The organism is Pseudorhodoplanes sinuspersici, assembly GCF_002119765.1.
GTDB classification, from domain to species: domain Bacteria; phylum Pseudomonadota; class Alphaproteobacteria; order Rhizobiales; family Xanthobacteraceae; genus Pseudorhodoplanes; species Pseudorhodoplanes sinuspersici.
The window spans coordinates 4,442,415-4,459,572 of sequence record NZ_CP021112.1; the positions used below are offsets into that span (position 1 = coordinate 4,442,415).

Consider the following 17,158-nt stretch of genomic DNA (forward strand, 5'->3'; position numbering starts at 1 on the left):
TGATCCGGATCAACCGCGCAAGCGCGACGGCAAAAAAGTGTAGGATTGACGAAGGCGCATGCGGATCGGCGGCTTCGCAACGTTTATCATCGGGCCGCGCTTCGCGTAGAGCCGTTGGCTCAATCGACCCAACGTGCATAGGGATCAACCATGCCGCATTACACCGCGATCGTCACCATCCTCGCCGTGCTGTTCTACTTCTTTATCGCGACGCGCGTCGCTGCGGCTCATATCAAGTTTGGCGTCAAGCTGCCGGCGATGTCCGGCCATCCCGATTTCGAGCGCATCTATCGTGTGCAGATGAACATGCTGGAATGGATGCCGATCTTTTTGCCGCTGCTCTGGCTGTCCGCGATCTATTTCAGCGATGCCGCCTCGGCCGCCGTCGGTCTTTTGTGGATCTTCGGCCGCATCCTGTATTTTCGCGGCTATCGCCAGGCGGTGGACAAGCGGGTGCCCGGCTTTCTGATCCAGGCAACGGCGTGCATTTTGCTGTTCATCGGCGCTGTGACCGGGTTGGTGATGGAGTTGCTGTAGGGAGGCGTGCCAGCAATGCGCAGGATGGGTTGAGCGTCAGCAAAACCCATCAGCGAAGCGCCCTTCTGACTATATCGGCGGGCGGGGAGGCATCTCGGGAAATGACGGCAGACTGGCGTCCGGTCGGTCCCAGGACGGGGCCCGGTCGGTATAGACGACCAGTTGCGGCTGGAAAATTTCCGGATCGTCGAGACTCGATGCGCGGATGAAGGCGAGGCCGGGCATCCCGGAATTGGTGGAATAGATCGGCGTCCCACATGTCGGGCAGAACCCACGGCTGACCACATTCCCGCTGTCCGCCGGAGCATCGTAGAAAGTCAGATCGCCGATAACACGAAAGCCTGCCTGCGGCACCCCCATATGCGAGCAGTGTCCGGTGCCGCTCGATTTCCGGCAATCCAGACAATGGCAATGACCGCTTGCGACCGGCTCGCTATCGCCCTCGTAGCGGACGCGCCCGCACAGGCACCCGCCGGAAAATGTCGCCGACATCAATCCCCCCTCTAACTTGTAAAAGACAAGTGACATGCTTTCATAGTGAGTTGCAAATTGCAAGTGATAGGCTACGCAGATGAACACAATCGATTCGCAAAGATCCGGGTGCCCGATCGCCACGACACTCGATTTGGCCGGCGACAAATGGACGTTCGTCATCGTTCGGGACATGCTGACCGGGAAGTCGCGTTTTGGAGAGTTCTTGGCTTCGCCCGAGACAATCCCGACGAACATCCTGACCGAGCGCCTCAAGCGCATGGAGAAAGCGGGCTTGTTGCTGAAGCGCGCCTATCAATTGAACCCGCCGCGATTTGAATATCTCCTGTCGAAGAAAGGCATGGCGCTGCTGCCGATCCTTCAGGAGATGTGCCGGTGGGCCAATACATTCATTCCCGGAACGTGGACGCCGCCGAAGAGCTTTATGTCCCGAAAAACGGACACCCGATAAAGGCCTACAGGTTCGACATCATTGAACTGAACTGTCTTTTGACAATATTCCTATAAGGATATAGTCCTAACGCCGCTCGCCCCAAGCGAGGGCCGTTCTGCACGACGGAACCGGACGGGGGAGTGCCGCGCCCGCGGGCCTGGCTTCGTCAGCCGGGCACTCGGACGGTGCCGGGGTACGCGCAAACAAGTTTACGCAGTTTGCGCAAGCGCAACTGCTATGCCGGAGTTACTAGGGACCCCTGCCAGGAGCTGGCTGACACGTGCTTCGACCCAAAGCCGAGGTGCGGGGTAAAGCGCGGCCCGGCACCTGATAAATCGGCGCTGTGGAACGCTGGAAAGGCGGGACGCCCGATCGCAATGGGCGTCGATGCTGAAGCATGCGGGCGGCGTTAGCTTTCGTCGACTGTCTGTGAAAGCGTCTGTGAGAACGGTGCCTTCCGGCGCTCCATGCCCTCGCACGTTTAACAACGCCGCCGGTGGTCGGGCGAGCGGGAGATCGCGCATGCGCGTTGTTTTTTTACGACATCAAGCGGCGCGGAGCCGCCTTCCGTATCGTTTACGTGCCCCAGTACAGCGGCGGCGCGTAGGGCGGGGCGCGGTTGCCCCAGTCGAACGCATCGCCATCGAGTTCAGACGCGCCGGCCTGCATTTCGGCCAGCGTCAGGTCGGCTTCATAGACGCGGCGTTGCGAGTTGTATTTCAGCGAGTTCCACAGCACCGGATAGTGATGCGTATTGCTGAACATAAAGCCGCTATGCCGCACCACAGCATAGGCAACGGCGCCGGTGGTCTTTTCCAACATCAGCCGCTCGATGGTGCCGAGCTTCTCGCCGTCGCGCCCATAGACGGCGGTGCCCTCCACGAGATCGCTGGGAACGAGAGTGTGAGTCATGACGTCCTCCTTGCCGGGCGGGCGCGTTCGGCAGCAGAGCCACTCGCGCGCCGATGGCGCCAGTTGCGCCCGGCTCTGGTCCGCAACCATCGCGGGCCATGTTTTTGTCAGCGTATCAAAGGCGCAGGCCGGTGGAGGGTTCCCTACCTGCGGCCAAACATCACGATCGCGCGATCCGCAGGGCCGGGTCGGATGCGTGTGCAGACAAAAAACCTCCGGCTTTTCACCGGAGGTTTTCGTAAGACCGAGAACGATGCTGTTTTTCAGGCCGGCGCGAACAGGGCCGTGGAAACGCGGATGCGCCTGGCGAGAATGTCCTTCCACGCGTGCACCGCGAGCGCCAGCGACGCAACGCCCCAGAACACGATGTATTCGACGCCGCCGAAATTCCACATCCAGTGCACACCTTTGGTGGCGAAAGTACCATAAGCCGCGAGCGCCATCGTGCCGGCAGAGGCAAGGCCGACATAGCGGGTGTAGAGATTGAGTGTCAGTCCGACGGCGCAGACAAGTTCGGTGGCGATCGCCAGCAGCACCCAGAAGGCGGCCGGCTCAAATCCCATCTTGGCGAAAGCCGCGACCGATCCCTCGAAGCCGTTAATCTTGAAAAATGCATGTGGAAGATAGAACAGCCCGCACATCAATCGGACGACAACGGTGGGATTGGTGAGGTCAAAGTCTTTGGACAGCGTCATGGTCGCACCTTTCAATTGATCGAATTGGATCGCTGGCATTCTGGCGCGAGCTGCTTGCGTTGTGTTTTGATCTGCCTCAACGTTCCGGCATTTGAGTGGCTTGCGATAGTGCCTAGAAATGCATCAAAATGCTGCGTGGTTTGTCGACACTGAAATATGAAAACATGTTGGGGAGGGCTTGATGTTGAAAATGCTTTGGGCCGCTTTGCTGGCCGGATCGCTTTCCTTCAGTGCGTATGCGCAACAGCCGCCGGTGCAGCCGTCGCCAATCAAACGTACGCCGATCGGCAAGAGCGATGTGCCCAATTCGAATTACGAAGTCATCACCGCGATGGTCGAGCTTGCGCCTGGCTTCAAGGCGGGGCGTCATTCGCGTCCCGGCATCGTGCAGGCGCAGGTGGTGGATGGCGAGTTTTTATTGGCGCTCGACGGGCAGCCGGAAAAGACTTTCAGGGCTGGCGAAGCTCTGGAGGTGCCGCATGGCGCGGTCCACAACGAAGGCGCGGTCGGCGACAAGCCGGCGAAGCTGATCGCGGTCTATGTCGTGGAGAAGGGCAAGCCGTTGGTCGTACCGGCGCAATAGCCCCAGCACGCCACATCCGCTTAGCGTTTTGAATCGTCCGGAGTCGCCGGCTTTGTCTGCTCCGGTGCTGGCTGCTGTGCGGGCTGGTTCGGCTGTTGCGCTGCCGGTGGCGTCTGGTCGACATTCTTGCCCCCGGCGGTATTGCCGCCGGTCTGTTCCTGCTGTGGCGCGGCGCCCGTCGTTTCCGTGCCTGGGGTGGAGGCGACGTCGCGTTCCGGCTGGTTCAGACCATAGATCGTCAGGCCCAGAATGAGTGCGCAGGCTGCAGCGACCAGCGTCATCTGCACCCAATTGGCGCGCCCGCTCGACAGTTTCAGTTGCGGGTCGGGCTGCAGCTCTTCGCGGGTCGGTCTCTTGTCCTTGTCGGTCATGACGAAGCTCCGTGCATCTCGCATATGCAACCGCCCGGGAGGCATCTGGTTCCTCGGTCCCGGCAGCGGGCAGGGCTTGCGTGACATCGATTGCTTAGTGCTACGACGAATGATTAGCTTCGCAAATCAATGCAGCCGCGTGCTGAGCGGGAGAGATCATGATGGTTCGTTTCGCTCTGATCTTACTTGCATCGTGTCTTGCCATCGCGCTCGATCTGCCGCGCAGTCAGGCGCAGGAAACAACGCTCACCTTCAGTCATTTCCTCGGGCCGTCGAGCTTCTTTCAGCTCGACGTGGCCGAGCCATTCGCCAAGGAGCTCGAAGCCAAGACGGGCGGACGGGTGAAGGTGAAAATCTTCAACGGTACAGATCCGCAAGGCAAGGTCACCGAACAGGCGACACAGGTGAAGAACGGCACGGTCGACATCGCGCTCGGCTTGCGCGGCGCCGAGGGGGACCGGTTTCCTGGCTCTTCGGTGATCGAACTGCCTTTCCTCGTACCGGATGCTTTGCGCGGATCGAAGGCGCTGTGGTCACTCTATCAGGACGGAACGCTGGCCGACGAATACAAGGATTTCAAAGTCCTTGCGCTGTTCGTGCACAACCCAGGGCTCATCCACACCAGCAACAAGAAAGTTCTGGAGCTGTCGGATCTGAAGGGCTTGCGTCTGCGCTCGCCGAACAAGACGGTGTCAACGGCGCTGGAATATGTCGGCGCCGTGCCTGTGCTTTTGCAGGTCAACGACGTGATGCCCGCGGTGAAGGAGGGAAAGATCGACGGCATCGTCACCAACTGGGGCAACCCGCTGCAGGGCTTCAACGATTACATGAAGCATCATACCGACACGCAGTTCTACACGTCGGCCTTCTTCATCGTGATGAACCGCGCCAAATTCGACTCGCTGCCAAAGGACGTACAAGCGGTAATCGATTCCATGTCGGGCGAGGTCTGGTCTGCGAAATTCGGCCCGCTCTGGGATAAATGGGACAAGCCGGTGCGCGACGGCGCGGCAGGTCCGGGGCATGAGGTGATCGTTCCGGACGAGGCAGTCATGGCGCAATGGCGTGAGGGCTTGCGTCCCGTCACGGAGAGTTATCTCGAGACCTTGAGCAAAAGTTTTCCGGGAGCGCGCCAGGCTTACGAAAAGCTGAGCGCGCAGTTGCGTCGCAATTGATCAGGCAGGGGGAAGCAAGGTGTTCAGAACCGCAATCGTCATCACGCTCGTTGTGAGCACGACCGCTTTTTCAGCATCGACCGACGTGTCGGCGCAAAGCCGCTGGCCGGCCGGCGACCAGATCGGCATGGCCAACAATCTCGGCACCGCGACATGGCAGCGCTGTGCGCCGCTGCTGGCCAATCCGAAAGCGAAATCCTACGAGATCTCGCATGTCCGCTCGAACACCATGCCGCAATCGCCGTTCGGCACACCATTGGTCGAGAAATATCGTCCGACGGTCGGCATTCCCGGTACGCGCCATGCCTTCAACGGCGAGGACACGATAAGCGGCGAGCCGGGCGCGCAGGGCACGCAGATGGATGCGCTGGGGCATTTCGCCGTGTTGCCGGAGCCCTGGGACGGCAAGAGCGAATTTCCGTCTAGCCGCGCAACGTACTATGGCGGGTATACGCAACAGCAGGTGAAACCCGCGCCTGACGTGCCGCTGCAAAAACTCGGCATTGAGAACGTGCCGCCCATTGTCACGACCGCCGTGCTGCTTGATGCCAAGACGCATCTCGGCAAGGGGCAGGCGATGCAGCCGGGCGCTGTGGTGACCGCCGCCGACATCGAAGCGATGCTGAAGGCGCAAGGGCTTGGGGAGCGGGGACTGATGCCAGGGGACGTGCTCTACATCTACACGGGATGGGGCGACGGCTGGATCGATCCCGACACCGCAAAAGATTATTACACCAAAGGTCCGGGGCTGGCCTATGACGCGGCGAAATATATAGAAGATAGGCAGGTCGTGCTGGTTGCGCTCGACAATCCGTTCACCGATCCGGTACCCGACGGACTGCTGATGGGAAAAGCTGGGCCGGCGCCGGGGACGCCGCCCGCGCTGCCATTCGCGATCCATCATCACAATCTGGTTCAGGCCGGCATTCACCAAATCCAGAACGCCAATCTCGGCGAACTAGCAAAGGACAAGGTGTGGCTGTCCTGCACGATCATCCTGCCGCTGCGATCCAAAGGCGGATCAGGATCGCCCGTGCGGCCGGTTTCGATCGGGGTGCCAGCGCAGTAGCTTGCCTTGCTACCGCCGCGCGACCGTGACCTTCTTTGGCGGCTGCTTCTTGGCCGCGGCGAGCGCGCGTTTCGCCTTCGCGACCTTTTTCTTCTTGAGCGCTTCCTGCCGTTTGCATTCGGCATGCTCGGCTTTCGCAAGCTCGATGCGCTCGGCAGTGCTGGCTTCGCGGAAGAATTCGTGGCGACCGGCCTGCACGACAGGGACGAACTCCTTCCTGAAGCGGCAGGCATTGCGTGGCGACGTCAGCGCGGCGTTCATGTAATAGCGGATGGATTGCTCTTCGACATTGCTGCGGCCTTCCAGTTCGTCCTTGGCAATGGCCATCGAATAGGTCCAGGCCGCTCCGCCGCGGGGCGTTCGTCGTGCGCTGGGCAGACAGGCAAAGGAAAACTGGCAGGTCTTGCTGCGTTGATAGAAGACGACGTCGCAAATGTTCGAGCCGCCCCAGATCGCCCTGTTGGCATTGGCCCGTGCAACGACGACACGCGCGACATGACGCTGTCCAATCTCCGGCTCGTCCGTGGAGCCGCCCTCGAAATAGACCGCGAGGGCGAGACAATAGAGCTGTGTTTCGGCAACGATGTTGCGGCTGATATCGATATTATCGTCGCGGATGACGCGCGGCTCTTCAAATAAAACGGCCCGCGCTTGTGCGTGACCGATATTCAGACATGCAATGGTTGTTGCGAACGCAAGATGAAATAATGCAGTCTTCGGCTGCATTGCCTCCCTCCCACTTCCGTCCTGTCCCTTCGCGATCCTATAAACAGGGCACGCCATTTGGCCAGACCCCTGAAAGGGAAAGTCCCAGCTCAATTGTGGCGAGGGAACCGGGCAGGGCAATCGAGTTCTTAAGAAAGGGTTAACGTCATGGCCGCCGCGACTATGATCGAATATGATGAGGCATCACCGGCGGTTCGTGCGGTGTTCGACGACATCAAGGCGTCTCGCAACGTGCTGGACGTCAACAATTTCTGGAAGTATCTCGCGCGCGATCCGGCGCTGCTGCAGCGCACCTGGGAGAGCGTAAAACAGGTGATGGCGCCCGGTGCGCTCGATCCCTTGACCAAGGAAATGATCTATCTCGCGGTCAGCGTCACCAACGGCTGCGCCTATTGCATCGCCAGTCACACCGCAGCCGCACGCAAGGCCGGCATGACCGAAGAGATGTTCGGCGAGGTGATGGCCGTGACCGGCATGGCCAACGAAACCAATCGGTTGGCGAATGGCTATCGCGTGCCGATCGATCCGATGTTTGATTGAAGCCTTAGAGCGTTTTCGAGTGAAGTGGGTACCTGTTCGCGTAAAGAAAACGCGTCAAAACAAAAAGCGAGAGCCCTGGCTTTGATTCCATCAAAGCCAGGGCTCTATTAACACAGGCTCGTATGGGTGAGGGCTGCTACCACTCTTCTGGGCAGGGCAGTAGCATCGCCCACAGATCGGGGCCGTTTTTCACGATCTTCATTTTCGGCGTGAGTCCGCCCTTGCGCTCGATCCAATCCAGCACGGGTTCGGGATAATAAGACATCAGATCCCGCGTGCCGGATGCGCTGGCAAGCTTTCCCTTGAATGGCCAGTTTTGCACCGTATAGGCTTCATGAAAGCCAAGGCTTGCACGCGGTGTCACACAAATTTTGTTGTGGGGCACGATGCCCAATACCAGGGTGCAGGCTGAATTGCAGATGCCATCGATGATAACGCGCTCGCCGCTATCGCGAACGCGCTTGTACTTGACCTTGTATTTTTCGACTTCGCCGCCGTGATCGCGCGTAATGCGCAGGTCGGCAAAGGCCGGCACGGACGTCAGGCAGAGCAAGCCGACGACAACCCCCACAAACCGCATCCCCGCCCCGAACTGATTTCTGACGCACACTCACTGCGCATCCCAAAAGGCCGCAGCTGGGCAACAAATTGGCGAAATCGCGTTTTCAAATGGTTAACGTTAAACATCCGTTGCCGGGATTGGGTGTTCAACGACAGGGCTGGCGCCCCCCAACGTTAAGCCCTCAATAGACCACGACGCTCCGGATGCTCTTGCCTTCATGCATCAGGTCAAAGCCCTTGTTGATGTCCTCCAGGGGCAGGAGATGCGTGATCATCGGGTCGATCTCGATCTTCTTGTCCATGTACCAGTCGACGATCTTCGGCACATCGGTGCGGCCTCTCGCGCCGCCAAAAGCCGAGCCTTTCCACACGCGGCCGGTGACAAGCTGGAATGGCCGGGTCGAAATCTCCGCACCCGCCGGCGCGACGCCGATGATCACCGAGACGCCCCAGCCGCGATGACAGGCTTCCAGTGCCTGACGCATGACCGTGACGTTGCCGGTACAGTCGAATGTGTAGTCGGCGCCGCCGATCTGGTCGGCCGGCGTTTTGGTCATATCGACGAGATAGGGGACGAGGTCCTTGCCAATTTCTTTCGGATTGACGAAATGCGTCATACCGAAGCGCTCGCCCCAGGCCTTGCGATCGTTGTTGAGGTCGACGCCGATGATCATGTCGGCGCCTGCAAGTCTTAATCCCTGGATCACGTTGAGCCCGATGCCGCCGAGGCCGAACACGATCGTCTTCGAACCGATCTCGACCTTGGCCGTGTTGAACACTGCGCCGATGCCGGTGGTGACGCCGCAGCCGATATAGCAGATCTTGTCGAAGGGCGCGTCCTCGCGCACCTTCGCGACGGCGATTTCCGGCAGCACGGTGAAGTTCGCAAAGGTCGAACAGCCCATATAGTGATGCAACGGCTTGCCATTGAGCGAGAAACGCGAGGTGCCGTCCGGCATCAGGCCTTGACCCTGCGTCGAACGGATCGCAGTGCAGAGATTAGTCTTGCGCGAGAGACACGACGGGCATTGCCGGCATTCGGGTGTGTAAAGCGGAATGACGTGATCGCCTTTCTTCACGCTGGTCACGCCGGGACCGACGTCCACGACGACGCCGGCACCTTCATGCCCCAGAATGGCAGGAAAAAGGCCTTCCGGATCGGCGCCGGATAGCGTGAATTCGTCGGTATGGCAGATGCCGGTCGCCTTGATTTCGACCATGACTTCGCCGGCCTTTGGGCCTTCGAGCTGGACCGTCATAATTTCCAGCGGCTTGCCCGCCGCTGTCGCCACCGCCGCGCGCACATCCATGGCAATCTCCATTCCAGCGCCGCGAATTGATCGCGGCCATTCCATTCTTGCCTGTCATGCACCGATTGCAACGCCTAGCGCAATGACATTGCGGCGAGCGTCCGCTAAAGACGTCCGCTGCTGGGAACTGCCTTTGTGAAGCCGTCTTTTTCCGACCTCGCCATCCGCGCAGCGCCGCTCACTTTCGTGTTCCTGTGGAGCACGGGGTTTATCGGCGCAAAATTCGGTATGCCTTACGCGGAGCCGATGACCTTCCTGACGCTGCGAATGGCTTTCGTCGTCGCCATTCTTGCATTGATCGTTGCGGTGGTTCGGCCGCGCTGGCCGGTGGGTCTCGAGGCGGCGCATAGTGCGGCCGCGGGACTTCTGGTCCACGGTCTTTATCTCGGCGGCGTCTTCGTTGCCATCGGCCAGGGCGTGCCCGCCGGAATTGCGGCTTTGATTCCGGGGCTTCAACCCATCCTGACATCCACGATCGCCAGCCGCTTTCTGGGTGAGCGGGTGACACCGTTGCAATGGTTTGGCCTTGCTATGGGTCTCATTGGCGTGCTGCTGGTGCTGCACGATCTCACCATCATCGGCTCAGGCTCGATACTTGGCTGGATTGCGTCATTCATGTCGTTGATCGGAATCACACTTGGGACGCTCTATCAGAAGCATTTCTGCGGGCCGATTGATTGGCGCAGCGGTAATTTGATCCAGTTTGGTGCCTGCACGATCCTGTTCGGTGCCGCCGCATGGATATTCGAGACGGGTCACGTCATCTGGAGCGGCGAGTTCATCTTCGCGATGTTCTGGCTGGTCGTCGTGATGTCGATTTTAACAATCGCGCTGATGTACTGGCTGATCAAGCGCATCCCCGCAACCCGGGTCGCGAGCCTGTTCTATCTGGTGCCGGCAACCACGGCGGTCCTGGCCTGGCTCTTGTTCAACGAACGGCTGGATGCGCTGTCTATCAGCGGTATTGTGCTGTGTGCCGCGGCTGTCTTCATCGTCAATTACCGCAAGGCGTAAATGTCGGCCTTCACGTCCCAAACTTGCCCGGGATCACGAGCTGCGTCTGCGTAACGATCGCCGCGAGCTTTCCATCGCCTCGGGAAATCTTTGTCTGCCAGACCATCGTGGTGCGTCCGCGATGAAGTGGCGTGCATTCCGCCCTGACGGTGTCGCCGATATTGATGGCGGCAAAGAAATTGGTCTTGCTTTCGATCGTCGCCGTCGTCGTGTTTTCAGGAAGATTGATGATCGTCGCCGCGCCGCCAAGGTCGTCGGCCAGCGCCATCACCGCGCCGCCATGCATGTTGCCGTTGCGATTGCCGAGCTCCGGCCGCACGTGCAGTTCGGCTTCGACGCGTTCGGGAGAATAGTGGATGACCTTGATGCCCAGCGTGGAGGCGAAGGGCGGCGGCTGATCCTGACGCATGAGCTTCCAATATAGATTACGCCTGAGCGGGAAAATATCGCTCAAGCCAGTTGAACGCGAAGATGAGATCCTGCTGCGTCAGAGTGTGTCCAGCCGGAACCATTTCCAGCGTCACGTCGGCACCGGCTTCACCGAGCAATGCAGCAAAGTAGGATGGTTGATCAGAGGGCACGAGCGGGTCGTCCTTACCGGACAGGAGCAACACCGGAAAACCGGTCAGGTCGGGGAGGGGCCGCGGATCGAATGGCAGCATCGCCCTCATCAACAATGCGCCGGCAAGCTGATCCGGATCGCGCCGCATTAACGACCAACCGATATTGGCGCCGTTGGAAAAGCCGAGCACGACGGGCGGAGCCAGGTGATAGACAGCCCGCGCCCGCGCCAGAAACCCCGCCAGCTCATTCGTGCGTGTTTCGAAATCGGGAAGGTCCCAGACGCCTTCTTCGTGACGGCGGAAGAAGCGGTTGAGACCTTCTTCAGACACTCTCCCGCGCGGAGACAGAATTGCGGCGCCTGGAGCCAGCATTTCGCCAAGCGGAATCAGGTCGTTCTCGTCGGCGCCTGTGCCATGCAACAACAGAAGTGGTGGCCGCGACGGATCTGCCGCCGGAATGTATCGATGAACGAATCCAAGATCGGGTGCCTGTGTCACGGCCCATCATACATGCCGTTGGGGTGTGGCATGCAAGTGCCGGGACGCAGATCAAGCCCGCGCCCCGGCACAGACTACTTCGGCTGTGGGACGATGCGGATATACGGCTTCGGCGCCTTCCAGCCCTGAGGATAGGTCTTCTTGGCGTCCTCGTCTGTCACAGAGCCGGCAATGATCACGTCTTCGCCTTGCTTCCATTGTGCAGGCGTCGCCACTTTGTGCTTGGCTGTGAGCTGCAGCGAATCGATCACGCGCAGCACTTCATCGAAGTTGCGGCCGGTTGTCATCGGATAGACCAAGACCAGCTTGATCTTCTTGTCCGGTCCGATGACGAAGACATTACGGACAGTCTGATTGTCCGCGGGTGTACGCTTCGTCGGGTCGCCGGATACGGCGGCCGGCAGCATGCCGTAGGCCTTCGACACGTTGAAGTCGGAATCGGCGATCATCGGATAGTTCGGGGCAAAACCTTGTGTTTCCTCGATGTCCTTCGACCAGTCGGCATGGCGGTCGACGGGGTCGACGGATAGGCCGATGATCTTCACGCCGCGTTTGTCGAATTCTGGTTTGATGCGCGCCATATAGCCGAGTTCGGTCGTGCAGACCGGTGTGAAATCCTTGGGGTGCGAGAACAGCACGCCCCATGAATCGCCCAGCCAGTCATGGAAGCGGATTTTTCCCTGCGTTGTTTCGGCCTCGAAGTCGGGCGCTGTGTCGTTGATCTGAAGTGTCATGATAATCCTCCTGAAGGCTCTTTCAGCGATCGCGCTCTTCCGAGCGAGGCAAAATTAAACTAATGGCAAAAGAGCAGACGCCGGTCGGTGTTGGCGACACTATATAAAGGGGAATGGGAACAAATATAAGACGGTAATGTCCCAGTTTGAGGCCGATGCAGAGTGACTTTTTCTTGAATTGCAAATGGCATCGCAACAATTTTTTCCAAGCCGGATCATGGCGACTTCCGGTAGCTTGAGCCAGCATGGATATTGAGAGTCTCCTGTCCCATTTTGCCGTAGCGCTTGGCATCGGTCTCCTGATCGGCATCGAGCGGGGCTGGCGTACGCGTGATCATGCGGAGGGCAGCCGGACGGCCGGGGTTCGCACTTTTACAATCATAGGCCTGCTTGGCGGCACCATCGGTATGATTGCGGACGCCACAGGGGCACCGCTCAGTCTTGCGGGCGGTGTCATTCTGGGGCTCGGCTTCATCGCCTTTGCCGTCCCCTTCACAATCATGTGCCGCGACGAAAATCTTGCCGACAAAAGCTATTCGGCGACCACGGCAATCGCCGGCATGCTCACTTTTGCGTTGGCCGCTTATGCGATGATCGGCGATATGCGCGCCGCCGCCGCTGCGGCCGTCGCGACCGTTTGCATTCTGGCCCTGCGTGCGCCGCTGCATGAATGGCTGACGAAGATCAACGAGAACGAAATCCGAAGTGCGCTGATCCTGCTGGCGATGACGTTCATCGCCTTGCCGATTATACCGAACGACCCGATCGGTCCGTTCGGCGGTGTCAAGCCGCGTGAGATATGGCTGATTGCCATCATCCTCGCGGGGGTGTCGTTCGCCGGCTATGTTGCGGTTAAAGTGCTGGGTGCCCGGCATGGCACGTTGCTGGCTGCCGCCGCGGGCGGCCTCGTTTCCTCGACGGCCGTCGCCGCATCGAATGCGAAGCGCGCCGCCGCCGGCGAGGGAACACCGCGTTTGCTGGCAGCCGGCGTTGCGCTGGCAACCGCCGTGTCATTCGCCCGCGTGATCGCGATCGTGGCTGTCCTGAAGCCGGACCTTTTGCGGCTGATTGCGCCGCCGCTCGTCGTGGCTGTCATCATCGCGACGGCCTATGCCTTGATCACGACTTACTGGCGGAAAGGAGAAAAGGACGAGGACCAGACGGTGAAGTTCCGTAATCCGTTCGGCTTCTGGTCGGTGATCGGATTTGCGGTGTTACTGGCCGCGATCGTTCTGGCCGGACGTGTGCTCGGGGAGAGCCTTGGTGCTGCGGGCGCCATCATCGGCGCGCTGGCGTTAGGCCTCGCCGACGTCGATGCTGTGACTGTGTCAATGGCAAACCTGACGCCGCAGCCCTTGTCTCTTCAAAACGCGGCGGTTGCCATTCTCGCTGCCGTGGTCAGCAATAACCTTAGCAAGATTGCCATTGGTGCCGCGGTCGGCCGCGGCGCCTTCGCCATCGAGATCGCCGCGATGGCCTTCCTCTGTTTTGCCGGCGGAGCGGTCGCCTTTTGGCTGGCGGCTCTGATGCTGTCGGCGTAATCCGAATTGACATTTCTGCTGCAGCGCCGAAAAGTTAGGCGAGTAGGGGCTATCGCCGTATGTTCAAGCGAATTCTGATCGCCAATCGCGGCGAAATCGCCTGCCGGATTATCAAGACCGCCCGCCGCATGGGCATCGAGACGGTGGCCGTTTATTCGGATGCCGACCGTGATGCCTTGCATGTTGAGATGGCGGATGAAGCCATTCACATCGGACCTCCGCCGGCGGCCGAAAGCTACCTCCTGATCGATAAAATCGTGGCGGCATGCCGGGCGACCGGCGCCGAGGCCGTGCACCCCGGCTACGGCTTCCTGTCTGAACGGGAGGCCTTTCCCAGGGCGCTTGAGGCGGCCGGCATCGTCTTCATCGGGCCGAATGCCAAGGCCATCGCTGCCATGGGCGACAAGATAGAGTCCAAGAAGGCGGCGGCCGCAGCCAAGGTCTCGACCGTTCCTGGCTACCTCGGTGAAATCGCCGATGCCGAACAGGCCGCAAAAATTGCCGACGAGATCGGCTATCCGGTGATGATCAAGGCGTCAGCCGGTGGAGGCGGCAAGGGGATGCGCATTGCCTATTCGCACGCCGAAGTGGCCGAAGGGTTTGCCCGTGCGCGCTCGGAGGCGAAATCGTCCTTCGGCGACGACCGCGTGTTTGTGGAGAAATTCATCGTCGATCCGCGCCACATCGAAATCCAGGTGCTGGGCGACAAGCATGGCAATGTCATCTCTCTCGGCGAGCGCGAATGTTCGATCCAGCGTCGCAACCAGAAGGTGATCGAGGAAGCGCCATCGCCACTGCTCGACGAGGCGACACGCAAGACCATGGGCGAGCAGGCGGTCGCGCTGGCAAAGGCCGTCGGCTACGACAGCGCCGGTACGGTCGAATTCGTCGCCGGGCAGGATCGCTCATTTTATTTTCTGGAGATGAATACGCGCCTGCAGGTCGAGCATCCGGTGACCGAACTTGTCACCGGTATTGACCTTGTCGAGCAGATGATCCGCGTCGCGGCCGGCGAGGAACTGGCGATCAAGCAATCTGATGTGAAGCTGGTCGGCTGGGCTGTGGAAAGCCGCGTCTATGCGGAAGACCCTTATCGTGGTTTCCTGCCATCGACCGGTCGTCTCGTCCGCTACCGGCCCCCCGTTGAGTCGCAGATTAACGGCGTTACGGTGCGCAATGACACCGGCGTGTATGAAGGCGGCGAAATCTCGCTCTACTACGATCCGATGATCGCCAAGCTCGTCACGCATGCGCCGACACGCGAGCAGGCCATCGACGCGCAATCCGATGCGCTCGACGCATTCTATGTCGGCGGTATTCGGCACAATATTCCGTTCCTGTCGGCGCTGATGGCGCATCCGCGCTGGCGATCGGGCAAGCTCTCGACCGGCTTTATCTCCGAAGAATTCCCGGACGGCTTTCATGGTGTCGCGCCCGAAGGCGAGACGGCGCATGTGCTGGCGGCCGTCGCAACGGCGATTGATCACGTGCTGGGCGAGCGCAAGCGGCAGATTTCCGGCCAGATGCCGCATCGCCTCGTCACGCGCGAGCGGCAGCGCGCAGTGTGGCTCAACGACGACGAATACAAACTCGACGTCACACGCGCCAACGGTACCATCGAGGTTGCATTCCGTAACGGCGCCACCCACACGCATCGGATCGAGTCGGACTGGCGGCCGGGCGATCCGGTATGGATCGGTCGCGTCGATGGCAAGCCGGTCACGGTGCAGGTCAATCCGATCCCGAACGGTTTCGACCTCAGCCTTCGTGGCGTGCAGGCGCGGGCCTATGTGTTCACGGAAAGCGAGGCGGCTTACGCCCGTCTCATGCCGATCAAGAAGGCCGCCGATACCGGCAAGTTTTTGCTCTGTCCGATGCCGGGGCTTGTTGTCTCTATTGCCGTGGCTGAAGGGCAGGAGGTGAAGGTCGGAGAGACGCTGGCAGTCGTTGAAGCCATGAAGATGGAAAACGTCCTGCGCGCCGAGCGCGACGGGACGGTGAAAAAGATCCACGCCAAGAAAGGGGATAGTCTTGCTGTGGATGCCGTGATCATGGAATTTGCCTGAGTCTCAGAAACAGTGGCGTTGGCGTCTGCGTGGTCGCATGCGATCCTGATCCGATGAGCATTCTCGAATCGTTTTCTCCGTCGGGCGAATTGGAACAGGGGCCCTATGTGCGCTCCATGCTGGCCCTGCTGATTGGCGCGGTCTTGTCGCATCTGTTGACCGCGCCCGCTGTGCTGACGCAACTCGGCATCCTGCCGTTCCTGATCGTGCAGATTGTCATTGTCTGGTGGTGGTTCGCGCTGATCGTCAAGCGTCTCCACAACGCCGAGCGCAGTATTCTCGGTGTGACTGCGGTGGCGCTGATCTCATTCACCGCCGTCATTTTCCTGGCGGTAATGCTGGTCCTGCAGGTCAGTGATACGAGCGCAAACGCCGTCGGATCATGGTTGCCGGCATCGATCGGACTGCTGCTCTATCCCTTTGTGTTCTTCTTCAATCTTGTGACCGGCCCCGCAACCAGTGCGCAGGATCTGCACATCGCGTTGCTGGCGCTAATGATCGTTGCTCCACCCTTGCTGACGATCTGGTGGTCGGTCTGGGCGGCGCTGCAGCCGTCCGAACTTCATACGACTGAATGATGCTGTTGCATTTCGCTTATGGCTCGAACATGAGCCGTGTGCCGATGCGACAAAGATGTCCAGGCGCGGCTGAGGCTGGTCTCGCCATTTTGCGTCACCATCGCTTTGTCGTTATGACGAATGGCTACGCTTCGGTGGTGCCCGCACCGGGCGAAACGGTTCATGGCGTGCTGTGGCGGATCACGCCGCGCGATTTGGCCGCACTCAACGCCTATGAAAATGTGGCCGGCGGTCTTTATCGTCAGGCGATGCTTCCCGTCATTCAGGGTGCAAAAACGATGGCGGCCTTGATCTATCTCGGAAACGACATGGGCGAGGGGCGTCCTCGTCCTGGATATATCGAGCTCGTTGTCGAGGCAGCACGCGAATGGAATCTGCCTTCTGATTATATTGAAGGTTTGGCGCGCTGGTCGCCTGGTGGTTGGCGTGGTGCGTCCGCGCCGGACACAGGAGCGATCGGATGAGTGAGCGCGTCATTCGCCAGGTTGTCATTCGCGGCCGTGTGCAAGGTGTCGGATATCGCGACTGGACACGCCACGTCGCGCGGGACCGGGGCATCGAAGGCTGGGTGCGCAACAGACAAGATGGGAGTGTGGAGGCTGTGTTTGCCGGCACGCCGCAAGCGGTGTCCGGCATGATCGCGGCTTGCCGTAAAGGGCCCTCGAATTCAGCCGTTCAGGCAATTCAGGAGCGTGACGGAACGGCGGAAGAGTTCGAATTGCGCGGCGACAGGGCGTTCGCGGTTCTGCCGACAGCCTGA

Annotated in this window: 22 protein-coding genes; 12 read left to right on the forward strand and 10 right to left on the reverse strand. The window is 60.0% G+C overall.

Going from position 1 to position 17,158, the window contains the following annotated elements; genetic code table 11:
* The first annotated feature begins 150 nt into the window (after positions 1–150).
* Entirely contained in the window at positions 151–537 is a 387-nt protein-coding gene (locus CAK95_RS21600; protein WP_086089799.1) for an MAPEG family protein, read from the forward strand.
* Positions 538–606: 69 nt separating this feature from the next.
* On the opposite strand, the gene CAK95_RS30055 is transcribed toward CAK95_RS21600, so the two are convergent.
* On the reverse strand, positions 607–1,266 hold the full coding sequence (locus tag CAK95_RS30055; RefSeq protein WP_245303485.1) for a GFA family protein: 660 nt from the start codon (positions 1,264–1,266) through the stop codon (positions 607–609).
* On the opposite strand from CAK95_RS30055, the gene CAK95_RS21610 reads away from it, so the two are divergent.
* On the forward strand, positions 1,202–1,480 hold the full coding sequence (locus CAK95_RS21610) for a winged helix-turn-helix transcriptional regulator (protein WP_245303486.1): 279 nt from the start codon (positions 1,202–1,204) through the stop codon (positions 1,478–1,480). The genes CAK95_RS30055 and CAK95_RS21610 overlap by 65 nt on opposite strands.
* 558 nt (positions 1,481–2,038) lie before the next feature.
* Here the strand turns inward: CAK95_RS21610 and CAK95_RS21615 are convergent.
* Both CAK95_RS21615 and CAK95_RS21620 read right to left on the reverse strand, forming a co-directional pair.
* Positions 2,039–2,374 carry a PRC-barrel domain-containing protein gene (locus CAK95_RS21615; protein ID WP_086091565.1) on the reverse strand — a complete coding sequence of 112 codons (336 nt, stop codon included), beginning with the start codon at positions 2,372–2,374 and terminating at the stop codon, positions 2,039–2,041.
* A 263-nt stretch (positions 2,375–2,637) separates the two neighbouring features.
* Positions 2,638–3,069, reverse strand: a complete 432-nt coding sequence (locus tag CAK95_RS21620) for a DoxX family protein (protein WP_157699696.1) — start codon at positions 3,067–3,069, stop codon at positions 2,638–2,640.
* A 181-nt stretch (positions 3,070–3,250) separates the two neighbouring features.
* Here CAK95_RS21620 and CAK95_RS21625 point away from each other — a divergent pair, with 181 nt between their 5' ends.
* On the forward strand, positions 3,251–3,652 hold the full coding sequence (locus tag CAK95_RS21625; RefSeq protein ID WP_086089802.1) for a cupin domain-containing protein: 402 nt from the start codon (positions 3,251–3,253) through the stop codon (positions 3,650–3,652).
* Between the two features lie 20 nt (positions 3,653–3,672).
* Here the strand turns inward: CAK95_RS21625 and CAK95_RS21630 are convergent, their stop codons facing one another.
* Complete coding sequence (locus CAK95_RS21630) at positions 3,673–4,023, reverse strand: hypothetical protein (RefSeq protein ID WP_120265353.1); 351 nt, start codon at positions 4,021–4,023, stop codon at positions 3,673–3,675.
* Between the two features lie 158 nt (positions 4,024–4,181).
* Here CAK95_RS21630 and CAK95_RS21635 point away from each other — a divergent pair, with 158 nt between their 5' ends.
* Positions 4,182–5,198 carry a TRAP transporter substrate-binding protein gene (locus tag CAK95_RS21635; protein ID WP_086089804.1) on the forward strand — a complete coding sequence of 339 codons (1,017 nt, stop codon included), beginning with the start codon at positions 4,182–4,184 and terminating at the stop codon, positions 5,196–5,198.
* Between the two features lie 19 nt (positions 5,199–5,217).
* Complete coding sequence (locus tag CAK95_RS21640; protein ID WP_198343750.1) at positions 5,218–6,267, forward strand: cyclase family protein; 1,050 nt, start codon at positions 5,218–5,220, stop codon at positions 6,265–6,267.
* A gap of 9 nt (positions 6,268–6,276) precedes the next feature.
* On the opposite strand, the gene CAK95_RS21645 is transcribed toward CAK95_RS21640, so the two are convergent.
* Positions 6,277–6,993: a cell wall hydrolase gene (locus CAK95_RS21645; protein WP_157699697.1), complete on the reverse strand. Its 717-nt coding sequence runs from the start codon at positions 6,991–6,993 to the stop codon at positions 6,277–6,279.
* Positions 6,994–7,140: 147 nt separating this feature from the next.
* Between CAK95_RS21645 and CAK95_RS21650 the strand changes: the two genes are divergently transcribed.
* Positions 7,141–7,533, forward strand: coding sequence for a carboxymuconolactone decarboxylase family protein (locus tag CAK95_RS21650; RefSeq protein ID WP_086089806.1), 393 nt, complete (start codon positions 7,141–7,143; stop codon positions 7,531–7,533).
* Positions 7,534–7,669: 136 nt separating this feature from the next.
* On the opposite strand, the gene CAK95_RS21655 is transcribed toward CAK95_RS21650, so the two are convergent.
* Both CAK95_RS21655 and CAK95_RS21660 read right to left on the reverse strand, forming a co-directional pair.
* A complete protein-coding gene (locus CAK95_RS21655) occupies positions 7,670–8,113 on the reverse strand; it encodes a hypothetical protein (protein WP_086089807.1) in 444 nt (147 codons plus the stop codon).
* A 163-nt stretch (positions 8,114–8,276) separates the two neighbouring features.
* Positions 8,277–9,404 carry an S-(hydroxymethyl)glutathione dehydrogenase/class III alcohol dehydrogenase gene (locus CAK95_RS21660; RefSeq protein WP_086091567.1) on the reverse strand — a complete coding sequence of 376 codons (1,128 nt, stop codon included), beginning with the start codon at positions 9,402–9,404 and terminating at the stop codon, positions 8,277–8,279.
* Between the two features lie 135 nt (positions 9,405–9,539).
* On the opposite strand from CAK95_RS21660, the gene CAK95_RS21665 reads away from it, so the two are divergent.
* Positions 9,540–10,418 (forward strand): DMT family transporter, encoded by an 879-nt coding sequence (locus CAK95_RS21665; protein ID WP_086089808.1) that lies wholly within the window; start codon positions 9,540–9,542, stop codon positions 10,416–10,418.
* Between the two features lie 10 nt (positions 10,419–10,428).
* Here CAK95_RS21665 and CAK95_RS21670 read toward each other — a convergent pair whose 3' ends face one another.
* The 3 genes from CAK95_RS21670 to CAK95_RS21680 form a co-directional block, all read right to left on the reverse strand.
* Positions 10,429–10,827 (reverse strand): PaaI family thioesterase, encoded by a 399-nt coding sequence (locus CAK95_RS21670; RefSeq protein WP_086089809.1) that lies wholly within the window; start codon positions 10,825–10,827, stop codon positions 10,429–10,431.
* A gap of 16 nt (positions 10,828–10,843) precedes the next feature.
* A complete protein-coding gene (locus CAK95_RS21675) occupies positions 10,844–11,479 on the reverse strand; it encodes an alpha/beta hydrolase (protein ID WP_120265354.1) in 636 nt (211 codons plus the stop codon).
* Between the two features lie 74 nt (positions 11,480–11,553).
* Positions 11,554–12,213 carry a peroxiredoxin gene (locus CAK95_RS21680; protein WP_086089810.1) on the reverse strand — a complete coding sequence of 220 codons (660 nt, stop codon included), beginning with the start codon at positions 12,211–12,213 and terminating at the stop codon, positions 11,554–11,556.
* A gap of 245 nt (positions 12,214–12,458) precedes the next feature.
* Here CAK95_RS21680 and CAK95_RS21685 point away from each other — a divergent pair, with 245 nt between their 5' ends.
* The 5 genes from CAK95_RS21685 to CAK95_RS21705 are packed head-to-tail and all read left to right on the forward strand — an operon-like array spanning position 12,459 to position 17,158.
* A complete protein-coding gene (locus CAK95_RS21685) occupies positions 12,459–13,754 on the forward strand; it encodes an MgtC/SapB family protein (RefSeq protein WP_086089811.1) in 1,296 nt (431 codons plus the stop codon).
* 59 nt (positions 13,755–13,813) lie between these two features.
* Positions 13,814–15,820: an acetyl-CoA carboxylase biotin carboxylase subunit gene (locus CAK95_RS21690; protein WP_086089812.1), complete on the forward strand. Its 2,007-nt coding sequence runs from the start codon at positions 13,814–13,816 to the stop codon at positions 15,818–15,820.
* 53 nt (positions 15,821–15,873) lie between these two features.
* Positions 15,874–16,398 carry a DUF805 domain-containing protein gene (locus CAK95_RS21695; protein ID WP_086089813.1) on the forward strand — a complete coding sequence of 175 codons (525 nt, stop codon included), beginning with the start codon at positions 15,874–15,876 and terminating at the stop codon, positions 16,396–16,398.
* Positions 16,398–16,862 (forward strand): gamma-glutamylcyclotransferase family protein, encoded by a 465-nt coding sequence (locus CAK95_RS21700; protein ID WP_086091569.1) that lies wholly within the window; start codon positions 16,398–16,400, stop codon positions 16,860–16,862. Before CAK95_RS21695 ends, CAK95_RS21700 begins: the two co-directional genes overlap by 1 nt.
* Positions 16,859–17,158, forward strand: a complete 300-nt coding sequence (locus tag CAK95_RS21705; RefSeq protein ID WP_086089814.1) for an acylphosphatase — start codon at positions 16,859–16,861, stop codon at positions 17,156–17,158. The genes CAK95_RS21700 and CAK95_RS21705 overlap by 4 nt, the downstream gene beginning before the upstream one ends.

What these genes read in the sequence shown, in the direction of transcription:
- CAK95_RS21600 (WP_086089799.1), top strand. Translation starts at nt 151, where the DNA reads ATGCCGCATTACACCGCGATCGTCACCATCCTCGCCGTGCTGTTCTAC.
- CAK95_RS21610 (WP_245303486.1), top strand. Translation starts at nt 1,202, where the DNA reads ATGCTGACCGGGAAGTCGCGTTTTGGAGAGTTCTTGGCTTCGCCCGAG.
- CAK95_RS30055 (WP_245303485.1), bottom strand. Translation starts at nt 1,266, where the DNA reads ATGTTCGTCGGGATTGTCTCGGGCGAAGCCAAGAACTCTCCAAAACGC.
- CAK95_RS21615 (WP_086091565.1), bottom strand. Translation starts at nt 2,374, where the DNA reads ATGACTCACACTCTCGTTCCCAGCGATCTCGTGGAGGGCACCGCCGTC.
- CAK95_RS21620 (WP_157699696.1), bottom strand. Translation starts at nt 3,069, where the DNA reads ATGACGCTGTCCAAAGACTTTGACCTCACCAATCCCACCGTTGTCGTC.
- CAK95_RS21625 (WP_086089802.1), top strand. Translation starts at nt 3,251, where the DNA reads ATGTTGAAAATGCTTTGGGCCGCTTTGCTGGCCGGATCGCTTTCCTTC.
- CAK95_RS21630 (WP_120265353.1), bottom strand. Translation starts at nt 4,023, where the DNA reads ATGACCGACAAGGACAAGAGACCGACCCGCGAAGAGCTGCAGCCCGAC.
- CAK95_RS21635 (WP_086089804.1), top strand. Translation starts at nt 4,182, where the DNA reads ATGATGGTTCGTTTCGCTCTGATCTTACTTGCATCGTGTCTTGCCATC.
- CAK95_RS21645 (WP_157699697.1), bottom strand. Translation starts at nt 6,993, where the DNA reads ATGCAGCCGAAGACTGCATTATTTCATCTTGCGTTCGCAACAACCATT.
- CAK95_RS21650 (WP_086089806.1), top strand. Translation starts at nt 7,141, where the DNA reads ATGGCCGCCGCGACTATGATCGAATATGATGAGGCATCACCGGCGGTT.
- CAK95_RS21655 (WP_086089807.1), bottom strand. Translation starts at nt 8,113, where the DNA reads ATGCGGTTTGTGGGGGTTGTCGTCGGCTTGCTCTGCCTGACGTCCGTG.
- CAK95_RS21660 (WP_086091567.1), bottom strand. Translation starts at nt 9,404, where the DNA reads ATGGATGTGCGCGCGGCGGTGGCGACAGCGGCGGGCAAGCCGCTGGAA.
- CAK95_RS21670 (WP_086089809.1), bottom strand. Translation starts at nt 10,827, where the DNA reads ATGCGTCAGGATCAGCCGCCGCCCTTCGCCTCCACGCTGGGCATCAAG.
- CAK95_RS21680 (WP_086089810.1), bottom strand. Translation starts at nt 12,213, where the DNA reads ATGACACTTCAGATCAACGACACAGCGCCCGACTTCGAGGCCGAAACA.
- CAK95_RS21685 (WP_086089811.1), top strand. Translation starts at nt 12,459, where the DNA reads ATGGATATTGAGAGTCTCCTGTCCCATTTTGCCGTAGCGCTTGGCATC.
- CAK95_RS21690 (WP_086089812.1), top strand. Translation starts at nt 13,814, where the DNA reads ATGTTCAAGCGAATTCTGATCGCCAATCGCGGCGAAATCGCCTGCCGG.
- CAK95_RS21695 (WP_086089813.1), top strand. Translation starts at nt 15,874, where the DNA reads ATGAGCATTCTCGAATCGTTTTCTCCGTCGGGCGAATTGGAACAGGGG.
- CAK95_RS21700 (WP_086091569.1), top strand. Translation starts at nt 16,398, where the DNA reads ATGCTGTTGCATTTCGCTTATGGCTCGAACATGAGCCGTGTGCCGATG.
- CAK95_RS21705 (WP_086089814.1), top strand. Translation starts at nt 16,859, where the DNA reads ATGAGTGAGCGCGTCATTCGCCAGGTTGTCATTCGCGGCCGTGTGCAA.